The following is an 18,519-nucleotide window of genomic DNA, read 5'->3' on the forward strand; positions in this document are numbered from 1 at the left end:
GCCCTAAGCAGACAGCCGTACGTTCAGTTCATCGATGGCATCAGCCCAGTTCGCATCCTCGGCCAGCCCGTCTCTCAGAAACCCGGCCTGCTGGGGCGTCCAGAATTCCGCCTCATGCAGATGCTCTCCATCGGCTAAACGGTGGTTTGCAATAAAGTATTCGATATCAGCCGCTCCGGCCGGTAGGCCAAGCTGCTCAAATAATGCCGGGGGCAGGCCAGGATATTGGGAAGGGCTGCATACCGGTTTGCAGGCATGCAGCATCGTCCGAATATGGCCTATTCGATATTCTGGATCTGTTCGCGCATCTGTTCGATCAGTACTTTCAACTCCACCGCGCTCTGGGTGGTATCGGAGACAATCGACTTGGAAGACAGGGTATTGGCTTCGCGGTTGAGTTCCTGCATCAGGAAGTCGAGGCGACGGCCGATCGGGCCTTTCTGTTTCAGTACCCGGCGCACTTCCTGAACATGGGTGTTGAGACGGTCCATCTCCTCATCCACATCGGCTTTCTGGGCGAGGATCACCATCTCCTGTTCGAGGCGACTTTCGTCGAGGTCTTCTTTGAGTTCGGCCAGACGGTTTTTCAGGTTGTCGCGCTGGGCCTGCAGTATTTCCGGCAACTTGGCACGCACATCCACCACGATCTCGCTGATCGTACTGAGGCGCTGCTCAATCAGGTTCGCCAGCTCGGCCCCTTCGCGGGCACGGCCGTCATGCAGGTCGTCCAGCGCCTTGTCGAACAGCTCCAGCGCGGCTTTTTTCACCAGATCCATATCCAGTTTAGTGTCCTGCAGAACCCCGGGCCAGCGCAGCAGTTCGAGTGCATTCAGCGGCTCGGCCTGGCTGGTCAGGGCAGCGACCTGTTCGGCCGCAGCCACCACCTGACGGGCGTAGTCTTCGTTGACGGTCAGTTGCTGGTTCTGGGCTTCAGCATGAAAGCGCAGGGTGCACTCAACCTTGCCGCGACTGAGAGACTTACGCAGTTTGTCGCGCAGCGGGCCTTCAAGATCACGCAGGTTTTCATGCAGGCGCAGATGTGGTTCCAGATAGCGGTGGTTTACCGAGCGGATCTCCCAGCTCAGGGAACCCCAGGTGTGCTCGGCTTCCTGCCGGGCAAAAGCGGTCATACTACGTGTCATATTATCCGTTCTCGATTAAAATGCGGACTTTAGCCAATTCTACAGCCTCAGATGCAGCGGTGCATCACAAGGCGAATAGTAAAGGACAGATCATGAGCTCCAGCCTTTCCGACCAGCTGAAAAACCTCGGACTAGATAGCCTGCGCCCAAGCGGTCGCCAGCCAGACCAGATGCGTGAGGTGAAAATCACCCGCAATTTCACCAAACACGCCGAAGGATCAGTGCTGGTGGAGTTTGGCGATACCAAAGTGATCTGTACCGCCACTGTAGAGCGCGGTGTTCCGCGTTTCCTGCGCGGCAGCGGTCAGGGCTGGGTCACTGCAGAATACGGCATGCTGCCCCGCTCTACCAACAGCCGTTGCGACCGTGAAGCTGCCCGCGGCAAACAGGGCGGCCGTACTATCGAGATCCAGCGCCTGATCGGCCGCTCACTGCGCGCCGCACTGGACCTTAATAAACTGGGTGAAAACACCATCACCATCGACTGTGATGTCATTCAGGCCGATGGCGGAACCCGCACCGCATCGATCACCGGTGCCTGTGTTGCCCTGATGGATGCAATCAATGTCCTGAAACAGGATAAGAACGGTGCCATGAAAGGCGATCCGATCAGATATATGCTGGCAGCCGTGTCTGTCGGTATCTACAACGGTCAGCCGGTACTGGATCTGGATTACGCCGAAGATTCCAAGGCCGAAACCGATATGAACGTTATCATGACGGCGCGCGGCGGCTTTATCGAGGTCCAGGGTACGGCCGAAGGCGCACCTTACAGCCAGGATGAGCTGAACAGCATGCTGGCGCTGGCACAGAAAGGTATCGGTGAGCTGGTCGAACTGCAAAAGCAGGCACTGGCGAGCTGATCCATTCAGAGAAAGCAAAAAGGGGAGCCATCTGGCTCCCCTTATTTATTCCCGCGACCCGCGGTTGATCAGTCGATGGCGTAGTCGATAATGACCGGAGCATGTTCGCTGAAGCGCTCATCACGGTAGATCCGTGCGGACTGTACCGTCTTGCGGATATTCGCCGTGCCGATCTGGTAATCCAGCCGAGCACCTTCATTCAGCTGCCAGGCGCGGTTATATTCCGGCCACCAGCTGAACTGGCGTTCGGCTTTATTCGCCTCGCGGAAGGTATCCACGTAGCCCATCTCAACCAGAACCTCTTCCATCCATTCCCGTTCATGGGGCAGGAAGCCGGAGACCGTCTGATTGACATACCAGTTGCTCAGATCGATGGCGCGGTGTGCAATATGGTAAGTACCACAAAAGATAAAATCCCTGCGCTTACGCAGCGTTTTCTTCAGGTGGCCCATAAACAGCTGCATATACTCTTCTTTTGCAGCCTGTGCCTCATCGCTTTTCAGACCTGAAGGGATACTCATAGACGCCACACTGACTTTTTCGAAGTCAGCCTGAATAAAGCGACCATGAAAATCACACTGCTCGAATCCCAGCCCGGTCATGATCGCCTTAGGCACTTCACGGGTGTAGATCGCCACACCGCTATAGCCGTCTTCAAAGGCATCAAAAAAGTAAGGGTAATAACCTTCCGGGTGGTAGCGCTCATCATCGAGCTGGTACTCCTTTGCACGCAGATCCTGCAGACAGACCACATCAGCATCCTGACGTTTCATCCAGTCAAAAAAGCCATTGTCTACAGCCTGTTCAATACCCTGAGTATTGAAGGTGATTACACGCATAAATTGCAATTCCCGTATCGTGCGGTGCGTATTAAAAGAAAGGAGTGATTTCAGCTGCGAATTGTATAGTGAAGCGAACAAAATTGAAATTTATGTTGCATATTCAGGTCAGACCAGCTGCTTTTATCCAGTTAGTTTAGCCAATTTCACCCAATCTGCCGCTCTGCTGCTGTTTTGCACATAGAGCGAACCCCGCCAGACTGGTAAAATCCGCCCCGTTAACAACCCTTCTGTGCGGAGAATCTAATGCAGGACTACCAACGCGAGTTTATCGAATTTGCCATTGAACAGAACGTACTGCGCTTCGGCGAGTTTACCCTGAAGTCCGGCCGTGTCAGCCCTTACTTCTTCAATGCGGGTCTGTTTAACGATGGCGTCGCGCTCGCCAAACTGGGCCGTTTCTACGCTGCGGCGATCGAGCAGTCCGGTGTTGCATTCGATGTCCTGCTGGGCCCGGCCTATAAAGGTATCCCGCTGGCTGCAACTACAGCGGTCGCTCTGGCCGATCACCACGCGCGCAACGTGCCTTATGTTTTCAACCGTAAAGAGAAGAAACCCCACGGCGAAGGCGGCAGCCTGGTCGGTGCCGAGCTGAAAGGCGGCGTGATGATTATCGATGATGTCATCACCGCCGGCACGGCGATCCGTGAAGTGATGGAGATTATCGACGAAAACGGTGCTAAGCCAGCTGGCGTGGTGATAGCCCTCAACCGCATGGAGAAAGGTAAAGGCGAGCTGTCTGCGATCCAGGAAGTGGAGCGCGACTACAAGATGCCGGTCGTCAGTATTGTCAGCCTGGCCGACCTGATCGTGTATCTGGAAGAGAAAGGCGATATGGCCACTGAACTGGCCGCGATCAAACAGTACCGCGACAGCTACGGTATCTGATTACAGCTACAGCCACCCGGCTATGGTGTACTCCAGAGCCGGGTGCTTAAGCGGCGCGTAGCCGTTTGCAAAGTGTTCCCCACACCACACTGACCGATAGACTCCAGCGAGTAGTAGGTATTTCCGTTAGTAGATCCATCTTGATTGCAGGTCACTGTGGCTGAGCAACCTATAGCCTGACCATTTGTATCTGTTAAATTGTAGACGCTTGGATTTACCGGTAATGCAAGACAGCTAACAGGCCCCAAGCCAGGATGGATAATTTCATTGACGGCAATCTGTAGCCCACTGTCGGCCGCAGCCAATGCCCGCACCGCCTGAAAATTCTGGCTCACATGCCCCTGGCCTATGGCCATAAACGAGCCCATCACCACCGTTAACATCCCCCCGACGACGATCAGGAATATCGCCAGCACCAGCCCCATTCCCTGCTCTTTGCTGAATCGCCGCTTCATCCGTTACGCACCTGTACCAGTTGCTGGATCTGCACCCTTTCCCCAGCTTCAGTGACTTCCAGGTCGATCAGGATCAACGAGCTACGAAGCAAAAAGTTGTTACCACCGCCACCAATCGTACTGTAGAAAGGCGGATTAACTGTACTGAGGCCCGTAGCCAGTAAGGTACGGTTAGGCTCTGCGTTTGGATTAGGCGGGCTGGGTTGTGCCGCAATAAATCCATAATTCTGATAGCGATAGAGGTCATTTCCAACACGGCAGTAACTGACTGGCTGTCCGGTAAAATATACCCGGTTAGAGCCCCCTGCATTACCATCAAAAGTATGCGGTGCATTGAGCGCTGCATTAAAAGCACCAAACGGAATATTTAGGTGACTACCTACAACATTGAGACGACCGGCATTGCTAAGCTGCGTCAGCATCGTATTGTTGGCGAGGGTATAGAGACTAGCAGCCGGGTTCGGAACGCCAGCCTGACTGATAATCGACAAATATAACGGGTTAGGTGGTGCTGTTAGTCCAGGTACCGGAAGCTGGACCAGGTTCAACTGATTGACCTGGCCAACTGGCTCCGCCGTATAGCGCGTAGCACCCACTACTGGAATAAATTCAATGCAGTTCCCATTGATCCTTACACTGTTAGGTAACGCCAGCCGCAGCTCGCGGGCAATTTTCTCCACCCCCAACTGTACCGTGGTCGCCAGGTCATGACGCCGCGCCATACCAGCATAGCCACTGGCCATATTGACGAAGAACTGAGTACTGATACCGGCAACAATGCCCAGCAGGGCAATTACTACTACCAGCTCCATCAGGGTAAAGCCGTGCTGGCGTCGCATCAGAAGTTCCCCTTCACTGCGCTAAAGGGATAACCCAATGCCGCTCCGGGCGGTGTTACGGTCACTGTGATAATTTTCAGCATATCATTGCCATTGGTAGCATTATCATAAGCTACGGTGACTGATACTCTGTAACCTGCATAGGGATTAGCCAACCCGGTTTCTGCCGCAATTGTCACCATCGCAACTTCATTATTAAGGCCGTTATAGTCATCGACATCATCAAAAGTCGCTCGGGCTTCCCCTGCATCAGGTCCAAGATTGGCAGCGGCAGTACAGGCAACCAGTGGTGCTGCACCACAATAGTTAGTCCCGCCCCCCACCATCACCTCATCAAACTCGCGCGACAGGATCTCCTCCAGATAGGCCTGTCCCAGATAAGCGGTACGGGATTGCCACATCACATCGGCGCTATGACGGATGGAGAAACTGAAAGCACCGACCAAGGCGGTCATGGCGATACTGATAATCACGATAGTGATTACCAGCTCCAGCATGGTCGCGCCCTGCTGGCGCGGACTAAGGACGGCAGGCACCTTCATAGGCAAAGCCGGTGGGGGAAATACAGAGGGAACCGCTGCCGGAAATATTGATCTGAACTGAATTATTTTGCGCATTGACGGCATTCATCCCTGCCCCGGTCATATTACCGCGCACATCATACTCAACCAGAAGCTGTTCATTGTCGTCCTCGTCACTGGACAAGCCTACAGCCCCAGCGGTATAGGGAATTGCATACCCAATTAAAGCGCCACCTTCCAGAATCTGAGGATCCTGAGCGTTACCGGCAATCAGCACCGTATGCTCCCAGTCACCACCGCTGGCCTGCAGGCGCCAGCGCACGGTCGAGGCCTGGTGACTCAATGCTACCTGTTGCGCTAGCCGCAAGGATGCTAGAAGACCATCTCTGGTTGCATATTCGCGATAGGTATTCGTCGAGCTAAAACGAGAAAAGGCCACAGCAGTGATCACTCCAAGAAGTGCCACCACTGTGACCAGTTCCACCATGGTAAAGCCTGCTGAGCGATACTTTTTTAACTCAAGCAAAGGACAATACCTGATTCGACATTTGCTGAATTAGTTTACATCTGCAGCATGAGCAACGGTCACAGCACCAGTTCCCTGAACATAGGTAACAATGCTGGTTGTGAAATCGTTATAGGTGAAAGTACAAGTACCTGCTACCGCCTGCGCTGCTTCGTATTCAGAGTTTGCATCATCCGCTGCACGCGGGCCATCAGCAGCAATCAGGTTATTCCACAGCGTGGCACAGGCAGCCGCTGTACCGGCAGCCACTTGCGGGTTAAAGTTAGCGTCCACCGCAATCGCGTTTCCATCCAGTGTTACGTTTCCTGCACCTGCCAAACCACTCGCCACAGCCTGAGCACGCACCATGCTTACAGCAGAACGCAAGCTACCTGCGGAACCATCCACATTCGCACGGTGAGCATCATCGGTTACATTTATAAAACGCGGCAGCGCGACGGCAGCCAGGATACCCAGCAGTGCAATGACCACTACCAGTTCAACGATCGTAAAACCTGCTTGTTTATTCATGGGTTACTCTTCTCCAGACTTTTAAGTTCCATCAGGTACGTCCCTATCAATTGAACACACCCATAGTTAAATCTTTGGCAGCGTTAGCAGATCACGTTCGGATTCCGCTTAGTTCCTGTCCATTTTTTTGCCCTTACCGGGTTATCGGCAAGCGTGCAAAAAGCTTCGCCTTCACACTATACAAATCTGTTATTTTCGAAGCGAGCGTTCCAGATTAGGAAATTATACTTAATTCTTTATTATTGGATTATGACGGGCATCAGCGTCGCTGTTTTTTAGCCCCGCATCGCGGTGCTGAGTTCCCATAGTGGCAGAAACACCCCCAGCGCCAGTATTAGCACCATAATACCGATCACCACCACCAGGATTGGCTCTATCGCCGCCGTCAGCCCTTTAAGGTCATAATCCACCTCCTCCTCGTAGAAGTCGGCGGCCTCGGCCAGCATCTGATCAACCCGGCCGGTCTCTTCGCCCACGGCGATCATCTGCATCACCAACGGACTAAACATCCGGGTGCGGATGGCTGACTGGGTAAAGGATTCACCACGCTCAATACTCTTGCGCATCCCGGCCACGTTATCGCCCACCCAGGCATTGCCGACAGCCCGGGATACCACAATCAGGCCCTGTTCGATTGGCATCCCCGCACTCAGCACAATACTGAAGGTACGGGCAAATCGGCCGAGAATAGCGCGATAGAAGATACTTCCTACCAACGGAATCTTCAGCTTGGCCCGGTCCCAGCGCAGGCGGCCTTCCGGTTTCTTAATCCACTGCAGGAATACGATGATACCGGTAACGATCAGGGCCAGAATCAGCGGCCACCAGTTCAGGGTAAAGTCTGAGACTGCGATCAGGGCCCGGGTTTGCCAGGGCAGGTTGGCCCCCAGGCTTTCAAACACACCTTTAAACGCCGGGATCACATAGATATTGATCACCACCATCGCCCCGGCGATAGCACTCATCACAAACATCGGGTAACGGGTGGCCTGCTTGATGTTTTTGACCGTCTGACGTTCAAGATCCAGATACTCGGCCATCTGCTTAAAGGTCTGGTCGAGGCGACCGGTGTTCTCGCCGACATGCACCAGGCTGATATAGAGGTCGTTAAAAACCCGCGGATACTTGGTCAGTGCCGCCGACAGAGGCCGTCCCTTATCCAGTTCATCGGCCAGGCCGGAGATGGTTTCCTGCAGCAGCAGGTTATTTACACTGCCCGCCAGCCCGCGCATCGCCCGGTTGAGGGGGACTCCTGCCTTGCTCAGACTGTACATCTGGCGGCTGAACATGATCAGCTCGTCCTGGGTGACCTTTTCCAGCAGGCGGATTCGCACCTGCTTCTTCTCGCTATCCTCTTCAGTCTTAAGGATCTCCTTAATTGAGACCGGGGTAATCCCCTCGGCAATCAGCTGAGAAGCGACGGTGGCGCGAGTATCGGCATCGATCTCGCCTTTAATCTGCTCGCCCTGTCGGTTACGTCCACGGTAGGAGAAAACGGCCATCGGTTATCCTATTCCAGCTCGAAACTGAAGCCACTGTCCGGTACAACCTTCGGTGCCTCTTCTGTAACGTCTGCCTTAACCTCACTGGAGGTCGTTGCGATCTCTTCCAGCACGGCTTCATCCATCTGCTCTGTGACACGGAACACTTCGTCCAGCGTTGTTACACCCTGAGCGGCCAGCTCAAGCGCTCCGTACACCAGTGGCTTATAGTTCGGATCATTTTTCGCTGCGGCGGTAAAGCCAACACTGTCATCCTTACGCAGGGCATCGGCCATCTCGTCATTCAGCTCCAGCAGCTCAAACACCCCGACACGTCCCTTATAACCAGTGTTATTACAGTAAGTGCAGCCCTGACCTTTCTGCCACACCGGCATCTCGATACCCAGTTGCTCGGTACGGTGCTTCAGCCACTGGGCTTCCTGGGCAGAAGGCTGGTACGGCTGTTTGCAATGGACGCAGGTTTTTCGAATCAAGCGCTGCGCCAGCACTCCCCGCAACGCGGAGGCAGCAAGATAGCCTTCAACGCCGATATCCACCAGCCGCATAGCACTGGAAACAGCATCATTGGTGTGCAGGGTGGAAAGTACAAAGTGACCGGTCATAGCGGCACGCAGGGAGATCTCGGCGGTTTCCCGGTCGCGGATCTCACCCAGTAACAGTACATCCGGGTCCTGACGCAGACAGGCCCGCAAAACACTGGCAAAGGTCAGGCCGATATCAGAGTTGATCTGCACCTGGTTGATACGTGGCAGCCGGTATTCCACCGGATCTTCCACGGTGATGATCTTACGCTCCTGGGTATTCAGCTCATTCAGCGCACCGTAGAGTGTAGTGGTCTTACCACTCCCGGTCGGACCGGTTACCAGCACAATACCGTGCGGCTCGCGGATCAGGCGGCGCAGGCGGGCTTTCATATCATCCGGCAAGCCGGCGTTGTCGAGGCCGATCACGCCGGCAGACTGATTGAGCAAACGCATCACCACCGATTCGCCGTACTGAATCGGCAGGGTCGAGATACGCACATCGACGCTCTGCCCCTTCACCATCATATTGAAGCGGCCGTCCTGCGGCAGACGTTTCTCGGAGATATTCAGCTTGGACATCAGCTTCAGGCGCAGCACCAGCGCCGGCGCAATCCGCTTCTCCTTCATCACATGCTCATGCAGTACGCCGTCGATACGCTGACGGATACGCAGCACATGTTCATCCGGTTCGATATGGATATCAGAAGCACCGACCTGCACCGCGTCTTCAAACAGGCTTTTCAGCAGCTTAACGACCGGGACATCCACTTCGTCGGTGGCGTTCAGCTCGGCCAGATCAAAGCCGCCGTCGGAGATCTCCTCACTGAGCTGGTCGGCCAGCGACTCGATATCACTGGTACGGCGATAAAGCAGATCCATCGATTCCAGCAGCTGGTTCTCCGACACCACAGCCAGGTCGATCGGCTTGGGCAGCAGGCGCTGCAGCTCATCGTAGGCAAAGATATCCATCGGATCAGCCATGCCGACGGTAAAGCGGTCGGTATTTTCCTTCAGAACGATGGCGCGAAAGCGGCGGGCATGCGTCTCGGAAAGCTGGGCAACATCCTGCTTGTTAAAGGTGTAGCGTGACAGGTCGACCAGAGGGATATTCAGCTGCTGGGCCAGCAGGCTGAGAAACTCTTTCTCATCGACAAAGCCCATAGTCAGCAGCGTCTTACCCAGCTTCTGACGGGTCTTTTTCTGTTGCTCCAGCGCTTCTTTGAGTTGCTCTTCGCTGATCAGATTATGCTGTACCAGCATATCTCCGATTCGAATTCTGTTCCTGGGGGCAGCCATAGCTCGCAATTACTCCTGAAAATTCACCAGCCGCTGCATGCGCTGTGTCACGTACTGTCTTAAATTGGCATCAAGGTTCTGCGCCTGCAAGCTGTTCTGGTAGGCCTGCAGTGCCTGCTCTTTGCGTCCCAGCTGTTCGAGGGAGTAAGCCATTCCAATCCACCAGCGCGCTTCACTGCTATCAAACTGTAATAGCTGGTAGTACTGAGAGGCGGCACTTTCACTCTGTCCCAGAGACTGATAGATCGCAGCCCGCATAGCAAAAAACTCCGGCTCGTCCTTCAACGGCGGTGGTGACGACTGTAACAACGCCAGCGCCGCTGCCGGCTGTCCATCCTGCAACAGGCTGCGTGCTTTCAGCTGGCGCAGGCTGCTATCGTCAGGACGTTGTAACAGGCCAGCATCCAGCACCTGATCAGCCTCGCCACGCCGGCCTGAGCTGAGAAGCACTTTAGCCCAAAGCACACGGCTTTTCACCTGCGGTTTATCAGCCTTTACCCCCTGGCGTAGCAGGGCCTCTGCCGCCTGTTGCCGGCCCTGCTCCAGCAAGCGGGTCGCTCTGGCGGCCAGCCCGGCGTCAGTATCTCCCTGACCGGCAGCCACCGGCTTACGCTTTATCGGCTTCGGCTTAACCGGTTTGGACGTCTGAGCAAAAACTTCCTCGACCACCTTTGTCTCAGCCTGCGGATTGGTCGTCCCGGCTGGGGCTGCAGGTTGTGGCTCTGCGGTGCGGGTCTGCAGCTCCTGAACAAGATCCTGCCGGGCCTGCGCAGCGTTGCTTTCCTTATTACGCTGTACTGTCAGCGCCTGGTAGTCGATAACCGGCTGCGCTTGCCCGATCGCTTCAGGCTTTATATCACCGCTTGAGCTTACCGCAGAATCGGTGTCAGCTGACACCGGCTTAGTGACGTCGATTGTGTCAGTGACTGTCTGCGGCTCACTGCCAGCCAGTTCGGGTGCTTCAGTGGCCAGCTCTTTTGCAGGAGTCATTAATGGCATCAGCTCGATCAACACCTGATGCCGCAATGCATCAACCCCCAGGTTAAAACTCACGGGCTCGGCGGTAGCGATATCAAAGCGCACACCTTCCGCTTGCAGCTCAAACCCGAAATGCTCAATCAGGGGCAGAGCAGGCGTAACAAGTGGCTTACTCAGCGTCAGCTGACTGACCCTGAAGCTCAGCTTGCGTTCATTCTGCTGCAATAGTGCTAAATCGGGTTCTCTGTTCAGGGTCAGCGTCAGCAGAGCCCCCTGATCCTTCGGTGTCCAGACCAGCTCTCGCAGTATCGGTGCCGCTACCTGTGACGGAATGTCGGCGGGCTTTTGCGCTGTTGCAGGCTCCGTTACCGGGGCCGTTGTTTCAAGCGGTGCCGAAACCAGCTCCTCATACCATGCCAGTAGGGTCGACGCGTACTTCCAGCCAAGAAATCCAGCCACCGAAAGAATGCTCAGTAAGACCAGACTCACAGCGGCTTTTTTGAGCCGGCCTGAAGTGCTACCTGCTGCCTGCGGCGCCGCATGGATGTCGATCTGTTGCAACGGTGCCGATACATCAGCCCGGCGGGATTCCAGATCCCGCAGCATGTCGTTAATCAGGCTCACGCGTTCACACTCCAGGCCAGTACACCCGCAAGTGACATCGCGGCCAGAATAACCAGCAGGTCTGGCCAGCTCAGTCCCGCCGTCAAGGTAAAGAGTAACGGGGTTCTATGCCCCTCATCTTTCACCGCCCGGATTACGTGGGGCGCAGCGACCCGCCTCGCACCCTTGCCGTAAGCAACCATCAGCGCTTTGTGTGCCAGTATATTGAGCCGCCTGGGCACGCCTTCCGATACTTTGGACAGCAGCTTCACCGCACCACGGTTAAAAACGCTGGATTCACTGCTGCCGGCGACTATCATGCGCTGACTGAGATACTCAGCGGTTTCACTTTCGTTCAGGGTACGCAGCTGATAGCCAAAGGTAATCCGTTGTTTCAGCTGGCGCAGGGAGACTCTGTTGAGCAATTCGTCCAGCTCCGGCTGACCAAACAGCACAATCTGAAACAGTTTGATCGATTCAGTCTCAAGGTTGGTCAGCAAACGCAGCGCTTCGACCGTCTCGGCTGGCATCACCTGAGTTTCATCAACGATCAGCACGACACGCTGCTGCTGCAGTGCATGCTGCACCAGTTGCTTATTGATGGCGTTACGCAGCTCCAGTGAGTGTTTATCGCTGATATCGATACCCAGCTCCAGGGCAAAGCTCTGCAATAGTTCGTCAGGAGTCAGGCGGGGGTTCGGTATATAGGCCGTGATATAGGCCTGCTGATCCAGCACATTCAACAGCTTGCGGCAGAGCAACGTTTTCCCGGTTCCCACTTCGCCGACAATTTTCACGAACCCATCACCGCCCTGCAGCGCTACCAGCAGCAGGTTGAGCGCCTCCTGATGGCTGGGCAGGTTAAGAAAAAAGCGGGTATTAGGGGTCAGGGCAAACGGTTGCTCCTGCAGCCCAAAGTGCTGTTGATACATAGATCAGTAGCTACCTTCACTGGATGTTTGTCGCAGCGCTTCGAATGTCTCCAGGCTACGCTGCAGTTCGTCACGCCAGCCCTTCTGATCGGCCAGTACCGGCCGCAGCAGGATTACCAGCTCAGTCTTCTCGCCGCGCTGACGCTTTTGCTTAAACAACTCACCGACACCGGGAATATCGCCAAACCAGGGCACGCTGGCATTGGTATCCTGATTACTCGATTTCATCAGTCCTCCAATCACGATCACCTGGCCGCTATCGGCTTTGACCACACTGTCAGATTCCCGCACCGAGCTGAACGCCGTCGGCAGGGTAAAAGTATCGCTGCCAATATCGATAAACTTCTGCTGATCCTGCACTTCAGACACCGTTGGGTGGATATGCAGGATAATAGTACCGTCACCACTGATCTGCGGCGTGACATCCAATGCAATACCAGAGAAGAATGCCGTCAGTTCTACCTTCGGCGTGGTAGTGGTACTGGTGCCCGTGGTAGTGGTGTTCTCCACTTCAGTCACAAAGAACTCATCAGTACCGACCTTGATCACCGCTTTCTGGTTATTCACCGTCGAAACCCGTGGACTGGAGAGTACCTGAACATCTCCCTGGGTACCGAGCAACTCCAGTACATCGGTAAAAGCGCCATTTTCTCCGACACCTGCACGGAATACACCGGCGATATTATCGGGGTTGGTCAGAGCAGCAGAGCTCAGGCCAACCTCAAGGAAATCACCGTTGCTTTCATCGGCAACCAGCGACCAGTTAATCCCGGTCTGGAAACGGTTATTAAGTGTGATCTCCAGCACCTTAGCTTCCAGTATCACCTGTCGGTGCAGAATCAGTTCAGAGCGTTTCAGATAATTTCGGACCAGCTCCAGTTCACCGGGCAGGGCATGCACCACAACGATACCGGTCTGACGGTTAATAACGACCTGACGCCCCTCTCCACGCACCAGGGCACTGAGGGTCAGCTCCAGGCCACTCCAGAAGTCGGTCGTGGTCGACGTCCGGATGCGGGTTCCACTCACCCCGCTGCCGCTGCCACCGCTGTCGCTGCTGCTGTCACTGTCGTCGCTATCCCCGCTGTCAGATGAGCTGGCATTACCGACAGATCCACCGCTGACACGGGTATCAGAGACACCCTCGCGCTTGATATCGAGATAGTTGATCTGAAAGATTTCACTTTGTAACTCGGCCGGTAGCACCTGATACAGATTTCCGGTCTTGCGGTACTCATAACCGTAGACCCGGCGTACGGCCTGCATCACTTCATCAACGGTGACATTCTTCAGGTTAAGTGAGACCGAGCCCCCGACCTTTTCATGCACGATCATGTTGTAGCCGGTACCTTGTACCAGGTTCATAAAGAAATCGCGCGCGTCCAGTGCTTCTGAGGTGAGGTCGAAACGCTCTTCAACCTTACGCTCGCGTCTCCCCGGGATACTAAGCGGCGGAAGCAGATTGGGTAGTGCAACAGTTTCAGCCGCGTTATTGGCCTCCGCCTGCTGCTGATTATGCTCCAGCGCCTGCTGTAATTCCTTGACGCTGTCATCTGCCGAGCCGCTACCTGCTATGGGCTTTATATCCTGACAACCAGCGGTGACTGACAGTACTGCGAATAAAACGGCTAAACCAAAAAACTGCTTCATTATCTGTCCATTATTTTGAGAGTCTGGTTTTACTGAATCCAGAGACTCCAGGTTCGACCCAACGTAACTGTCCGCTTCCGGTTCGGACTCTGACTCCGCGTCGGGTGATCCTCAGGATTTTAGCACTGCCTAACGGATCTCCCTCCGAGACCCGCTGACCATTCACAACAGCAACCGGTGACTGCCCTGCCCTGAGATAGGTCAACACAAATTCTTCGGTAAGCTGCCTTTCTTCGATGACCTTCTCCACCCTGACACTATCCAGCGGGCGGGTAGGGTCTCCCGGCAGGTCGGCGGCCTGACAAACCGTACCGGTAGCTAAAACTATGGCGATTAGCTGACATCTAAGCACCCAGCCACCTCTCACTTGTACTCAGGGTATAAACCTTCAATCGGACCCGGGCCTGGGGATGCTCCTCTATAACAAACTCAAGCTCATCCCAGAAAAAACCGCTGTGCAGTGCTTCCAGGCGCTGCAGATAGCGATATAGTTGTTTGTAGCTGCCTTCCAGCTCCATCTCAAACGGGTGCAGATATACCTTATTCAGCGACTTTGACTCGGCCTCTTCCTTTATCGGCTGATCCGCATCAGCCTTAAGGTCGAGCGATAGTAATTCAACATCGAGACTTTTTGCTGATAAAACCCTCAGACCCTGACGGGTATCAAGTACCGAGTGCAACAAGCTCAGCATCTGCTGTGGTTCAACCAGGTCCTGTGACAGCACCCCGACTTCCTGATCGACCCTGCGCAGCCGTTGCTGCAAGGCCGCCAGCTCCTTCCTTACCTGGCTATTGGGATCAGGAATGCCTTTGCCCTCAAGGGTGCGCAAAATAAGTTCCTGATCAGCATTGCCACGCTGTGCGCTACGAATATCCTTCTGTACCCGGTCCAGTTCAATCAGGCTGGGTTCAAGGAAGCTGACATAGATCCAGAGCAGCGGCAGGATAACAGCCGTCGCCAGCAGCAATCCCCGCTCCCGCATACTGAATCCCAACCAGCGCTGCTCCAGGGTCTCCCAATGTGCCTTCATCACTTAATCTCGCTTTATAAAGGTCTGAAGAGAAAACTTGTGCAGGGGCTCCTGCTCGGTAATGGAAAAATCCCCAACCTGAACATTGCTGAATGCCTCAGCCTTGCCAAGGTCCTCCAACAACAAAGGGATTTCAGCCGGCGAGCTGGTCAGCCCAGTAATAAAGACCTGATCAAGCCTCAAGTTAATCCGCAGCTCCGATATCGCGATTGCAGAACGGGATGCCTGGGCAAGCCCCAGCATATAAGGTGAGAAACCACGACCTCCAGCAAAGCCCGTCTCACCGACCAACTTAATCAGTTCCCGCTTCAGCACCAGCTCATCCTTCAGCGTTTTCACTCCCTGGATCAGCTCGGCATCAGGAACCAGGGTACGCAACCGTTCTTCCAGTACCTGGGTTCGCTCTTCAAGCCGGTTCCCCGAAGTTCTGAGTTCAGTGAGAAACTGCTTTTCACTGGCAAGATAATATCCGGCCCCCCCGCTAGCAGCAGCCATCAGCAACACCGCAACTAAGGCGATCAACGCCGCTGAATTCAGATCCAGTGGGTCTTTAGCCAGAACTTTACGTGACTGATAAAGGTTGATCTGCTGCTTCATTAATGAGCCTCCGCCGCACCATCAGACCTCAGCGCCGCCGCGACCGCCAGTATTGCCTGCTTTTGCAACTCAGGCGTTAGCTCTTGACTACTCACCACTAGCTTATTCAGGTCCAGCGCTTCCACCTCGACCGGAAGGTTATAGCGTAGTGTTGTCATCAGCGGGGTATCATCAGGCTGTAGTGGCGATACCAGTAACTTAAGGCATGGAGGCATTCCTACCTGGCTCTCGTAGTAATCCAGCGAACGCTGTATCTCTAGCACTGCCACATTGGCGCTGTCCTCCGGTGAAGATTCAGCTCTCTTAGCGTCGTATCCCAGCGCGCGGGTAAAATAGAGGCCAGCCTCAGTCAGCATATTGATACCGCTGGAAGGAGAGCCCAGCGAGAACAATGCCATTCCTGCAGGAGAGTCCGCCTTGATCTGTGCCAAATTCAACATGGCCAGCTCCGGGATGTCCACGACCGCCAGCTCCATCCCAATTATTTCGATCCATCCGGCCAGCATATCCACCTGGGCTTTTTCCGCAGCCACGGCATAGATCATCTTTGAGCGTCCCCGGTACGCATCATCGGGAAGTTCGATGAAATCGATAGCGGTTTCCTCAATGTCGAAGCTGATCAGATCCTTGATTCGCCAGCGCAACGCTTCTTTTACCTCATCAAGCGGCACTTCCGGCGCTTCGACCAGCATCATCTGATAAGAACCGGGACTCAGTACCGTCACCGCCCGGCTTCCATTGAGTCCTAGCGCCTCGATACGATCCCGAATGCGCTTCTCATCAGCAAACGGATTATCACTTGGAATATATTCACAGCAATTTAAAACGGGTTGACTGTTTTTCTGGTCATACGAGATATTCGCAAGGGCCACACCACCGTCCGTAAATACGATTGCAGTCATTCCCTTCTGACTTTTCTTTTTACCGAGTCCTGAAAATAAGGCGGTTAAATCCTTCAATTTCATCTGGTTTATATACCTGCAATCAAATTCCAGATTACTAATGTAACGGTCTCACATATTACTCTGCAAGCCGTTCGTGAATGATCTCCTGCAGAGAGTGTATTTCCCTGCTGCACGCCTCTCCGAGGCAAGGCTGTGAAATTTTATTGAAATAAACTGTTGACCAAAAAGGAAAATCGGTGTCTAATACGCCCCGACTTAGCCCAGATAGCTCAGTCGGTAGAGCAGGGGATTGAAAATCCCCGTGTCGGCGGTTCGATTCCGTCTCTGGGCACCACTTCTAAAGCCTCGCCATTTGCGGGGCTTTGTTGTATCTGCAACACAGTAAACCTTTCCTGATCCAGGCCTGTACACGTTCTTGCCCGTCATCCCCGCGTAACTTTCAGAATTATTGTCGCCACAACCCTGTCCTCCTTACAGAGTCGAACAAGACAGGTCTCATAAGCGGCATTGCAGCTGAATGATCGAAAGTGAAGTGATTAAAATAGAAGCAGAAGAAAGGCTATCCAGGGTCAGGTTAACCTGGCGACGGATACTCCGGACAGTGAATAGGACTTTAGCTTTCGGAAGTGTTAAGTCTTGCCGGAAAATTTTGATTGATTAATAAATTATATAATCATTCAAAATAACACTTTTAACCTAGTTCTTAAGAGCTACCCAGAATACTTTATTTGCATAGCAGCAAATACCAGGCCTGATTCCGAATAGCTCACCCGACATTTAAATGTCACATCATTATATGATGACCTGCATCAATATATGCCACATTTCCGGTTATTCGCTTTGCCCGGTCACTGACCAGGAATGCGGCCATATTACCGACATCCTCAACTGTACCCAAAGCATGCAGCGGTGACACCTGCTCAGCAGTTTCCAGCAAGCGTCCAAAGTCACTGATACCTGATGCAGCCCGGGTCTTCATTGGTCCCGGAGAAAGTGCATGTACCCGAATACCCTTCTCACCCAGCTCTGCAGCCAGATAGCGTACCGAGCTTTCCAGCGCAGCCTTCACCGGCCCCATCAGGTTGTAATGCTCTACGACCTTCTCAGAGCCCTGATAGCTCATAGTGATAATCGCGCCTCCCTGATCCATTCTCGGCTCTGCATAATGTGCCAGGCGGATCAGAGAGTGGCAGGAGATATCCATGGCCTGCATAAAGCCTATAGCACTGCTGTCAATCAGCCGCCCGTGCAGTTCTTCCAGAGGAGACCAAGCGACAGAGTGAATAACAAAATCCAGTTCGCCCCATTGCCGGTCAATCTCTCTGAACAGGGCATCAAGTTGTGATTCATCACTGAAGTCCAGCGGTAATAGCAGCTCAGCACTCAGTTCCTGTGCAATAGGAGCAACATACTTATGTGCTTTATCGTTCAGGTATGTAATACAGAGCGATGCCCCCAGTTCACTGCAGACCTTTGCACAACCGTAAGCAATGCTGTCATGATTCGCGATACCGATAATCAATCCACGCTTTCCCTTCAAATCCATCTGCGAACACCTCTGATTGATAGTATTTGCGCCACCATAGTCAGGCAGCGTGACAGTATGAAGAAAAGTAAGCGGTAAGCGGTAAGCGGTAAGCGGTAAGCGGTAAGCGGTAAGCGGTAAGCGGTAAGCGGTAAGCGGTAAGTATGCTCTCAGGACTAGTGAGGGATAACCAGTGGAAACGCTGGTTAATACCGCATAGGTCCTACGGGAGAATAGGGGCCTCTTCTTGAAGGCTCTCGCTACGGGCTACGGGCTACGGGCTACGGGCTACGGTGATGCATAATGGCAGTAGAAACAGCTCAGGCAGACTTACAGCGAACTCAGATATGGCATTTTCAGCAGAGTTATCGACTCACCCGTAATCACCGCCTG

The 18,519-nt window shown here is 53.9% G+C and carries 19 protein-coding genes and 1 tRNA gene; 3 read left to right on the plus strand and 17 right to left on the minus strand.

Annotated elements, in window-relative coordinates; genetic code table 11:
* Positions 1-3: 3 nt before the first annotated feature.
* Positions 4-264, minus strand: coding sequence for a DUF2789 family protein (locus Q354_RS0110230; protein WP_051560038.1), 261 nt, complete (start codon positions 262-264; stop codon positions 4-6).
* Between the two features lie 14 nt (positions 265-278).
* Complete coding sequence (locus Q354_RS0110235; protein WP_027857526.1) at positions 279-1,142, minus strand: YicC/YloC family endoribonuclease; 864 nt, start codon at positions 1,140-1,142, stop codon at positions 279-281.
* A 92-nt stretch (positions 1,143-1,234) separates the two neighbouring features.
* On the opposite strand from Q354_RS0110235, the gene rph reads away from it, so the two are divergent.
* Positions 1,235-2,005 carry a ribonuclease PH gene (gene rph / locus Q354_RS0110240; protein ID WP_051560039.1) on the plus strand — a complete coding sequence of 257 codons (771 nt, stop codon included), beginning with the start codon at positions 1,235-1,237 and terminating at the stop codon, positions 2,003-2,005.
* Between the two features lie 68 nt (positions 2,006-2,073).
* Here rph and Q354_RS0110245 read toward each other — a convergent pair whose 3' ends face one another.
* Complete coding sequence (locus Q354_RS0110245) at positions 2,074-2,844, minus strand: exodeoxyribonuclease III (protein ID WP_027857528.1); 771 nt, start codon at positions 2,842-2,844, stop codon at positions 2,074-2,076.
* A gap of 246 nt (positions 2,845-3,090) precedes the next feature.
* On the opposite strand from Q354_RS0110245, the gene pyrE reads away from it, so the two are divergent.
* Complete coding sequence (pyrE, locus tag Q354_RS0110250) at positions 3,091-3,732, plus strand: orotate phosphoribosyltransferase (RefSeq protein ID WP_027857529.1); 642 nt, start codon at positions 3,091-3,093, stop codon at positions 3,730-3,732.
* A 20-nt stretch (positions 3,733-3,752) separates the two neighbouring features.
* Here the strand turns inward: pyrE and Q354_RS0110255 are convergent, their stop codons facing one another.
* The 13 genes from Q354_RS0110255 to pilM all read right to left on the minus strand — a co-directional run bounded on the left by Q354_RS0110255 (position 3,753) and on the right by pilM (position 16,661).
* On the minus strand, positions 3,753-4,187 hold the full coding sequence (locus tag Q354_RS0110255) for a hypothetical protein (RefSeq protein ID WP_027857530.1): 435 nt from the start codon (positions 4,185-4,187) through the stop codon (positions 3,753-3,755).
* The gene (locus Q354_RS0110260; RefSeq protein WP_027857531.1) at positions 4,184-5,026 is read right to left on the minus strand and encodes a PulJ/GspJ family protein; all 843 of its coding nucleotides are present in this window, start codon (positions 5,024-5,026) and stop codon (positions 4,184-4,186) included. The genes Q354_RS0110255 and Q354_RS0110260 overlap by 4 nt, the downstream gene beginning before the upstream one ends.
* The gene (locus Q354_RS0110265; protein ID WP_036229301.1) at positions 5,026-5,568 is read right to left on the minus strand and encodes a type IV pilus modification PilV family protein; all 543 of its coding nucleotides are present in this window, start codon (positions 5,566-5,568) and stop codon (positions 5,026-5,028) included. Before Q354_RS0110265 ends, Q354_RS0110260 begins: the two co-directional genes overlap by 1 nt.
* Positions 5,546-6,073, minus strand: a complete 528-nt coding sequence (locus tag Q354_RS28225; RefSeq protein WP_156948288.1) for a pilus assembly FimT family protein — start codon at positions 6,071-6,073, stop codon at positions 5,546-5,548. Before Q354_RS28225 ends, Q354_RS0110265 begins: the two co-directional genes overlap by 23 nt.
* Before the next feature lie 30 nt (positions 6,074-6,103).
* A complete protein-coding gene (locus Q354_RS28870; protein WP_051560040.1) occupies positions 6,104-6,583 on the minus strand; it encodes a type II secretion system protein in 480 nt (159 codons plus the stop codon).
* 275 nt (positions 6,584-6,858) lie between these two features.
* A complete protein-coding gene (locus Q354_RS0110280) occupies positions 6,859-8,085 on the minus strand; it encodes a type II secretion system F family protein (RefSeq protein ID WP_027857534.1) in 1,227 nt (408 codons plus the stop codon).
* Between the two features lie 8 nt (positions 8,086-8,093).
* Positions 8,094-9,905 (minus strand): GspE/PulE family protein, encoded by a 1,812-nt coding sequence (locus Q354_RS25320; RefSeq protein ID WP_051560041.1) that lies wholly within the window; start codon positions 9,903-9,905, stop codon positions 8,094-8,096.
* A gap of 9 nt (positions 9,906-9,914) precedes the next feature.
* Complete coding sequence (locus tag Q354_RS0110290; RefSeq protein WP_027857535.1) at positions 9,915-11,507, minus strand: tetratricopeptide repeat protein; 1,593 nt, start codon at positions 11,505-11,507, stop codon at positions 9,915-9,917.
* Positions 11,504-12,418 (minus strand): ExeA family protein, encoded by a 915-nt coding sequence (locus tag Q354_RS0110295; RefSeq protein WP_027857536.1) that lies wholly within the window; start codon positions 12,416-12,418, stop codon positions 11,504-11,506. Before Q354_RS0110295 ends, Q354_RS0110290 begins: the two co-directional genes overlap by 4 nt.
* Positions 12,419-12,421: 3 nt before the next feature.
* On the minus strand, positions 12,422-14,068 hold the full coding sequence (gene mshL / locus Q354_RS25325) for a pilus (MSHA type) biogenesis protein MshL (protein WP_036229309.1): 1,647 nt from the start codon (positions 14,066-14,068) through the stop codon (positions 12,422-12,424).
* A 344-nt stretch (positions 14,069-14,412) separates the two neighbouring features.
* The gene (gspM, locus tag Q354_RS0110310) at positions 14,413-15,099 is read right to left on the minus strand and encodes a type II secretion system protein GspM (RefSeq protein WP_027857538.1); all 687 of its coding nucleotides are present in this window, start codon (positions 15,097-15,099) and stop codon (positions 14,413-14,415) included.
* Positions 15,100-15,102: 3 nt separating this feature from the next.
* Positions 15,103-15,696 carry a hypothetical protein gene (locus Q354_RS0110315; protein ID WP_027857539.1) on the minus strand — a complete coding sequence of 198 codons (594 nt, stop codon included), beginning with the start codon at positions 15,694-15,696 and terminating at the stop codon, positions 15,103-15,105.
* A complete protein-coding gene (gene pilM / locus Q354_RS25330; protein WP_156948290.1) occupies positions 15,696-16,661 on the minus strand; it encodes a type IV pilus biogenesis protein PilM in 966 nt (321 codons plus the stop codon). The genes Q354_RS0110315 and pilM overlap by 1 nt, the downstream gene beginning before the upstream one ends.
* Positions 16,662-16,859: 198 nt before the next feature.
* Here pilM and Q354_RS0110325 point away from each other — a divergent pair.
* A tRNA-Phe gene (locus tag Q354_RS0110325) sits at positions 16,860-16,935 on the plus strand.
* A 450-nt stretch (positions 16,936-17,385) separates the two neighbouring features.
* Here the strand turns inward: Q354_RS0110325 and fabI are convergent.
* Positions 17,386-18,147: an enoyl-ACP reductase FabI gene (fabI, locus tag Q354_RS0110330; RefSeq protein ID WP_027857540.1), complete on the minus strand. Its 762-nt coding sequence runs from the start codon at positions 18,145-18,147 to the stop codon at positions 17,386-17,388.
* Positions 18,148-18,519: the final 372 nt, after the last annotated feature.

Source organism: Marinobacterium jannaschii DSM 6295 (genome assembly GCF_000620085.1).
GTDB lineage: Bacteria > Pseudomonadota > Gammaproteobacteria > Pseudomonadales > Balneatricaceae > Pontibacterium > Pontibacterium jannaschii.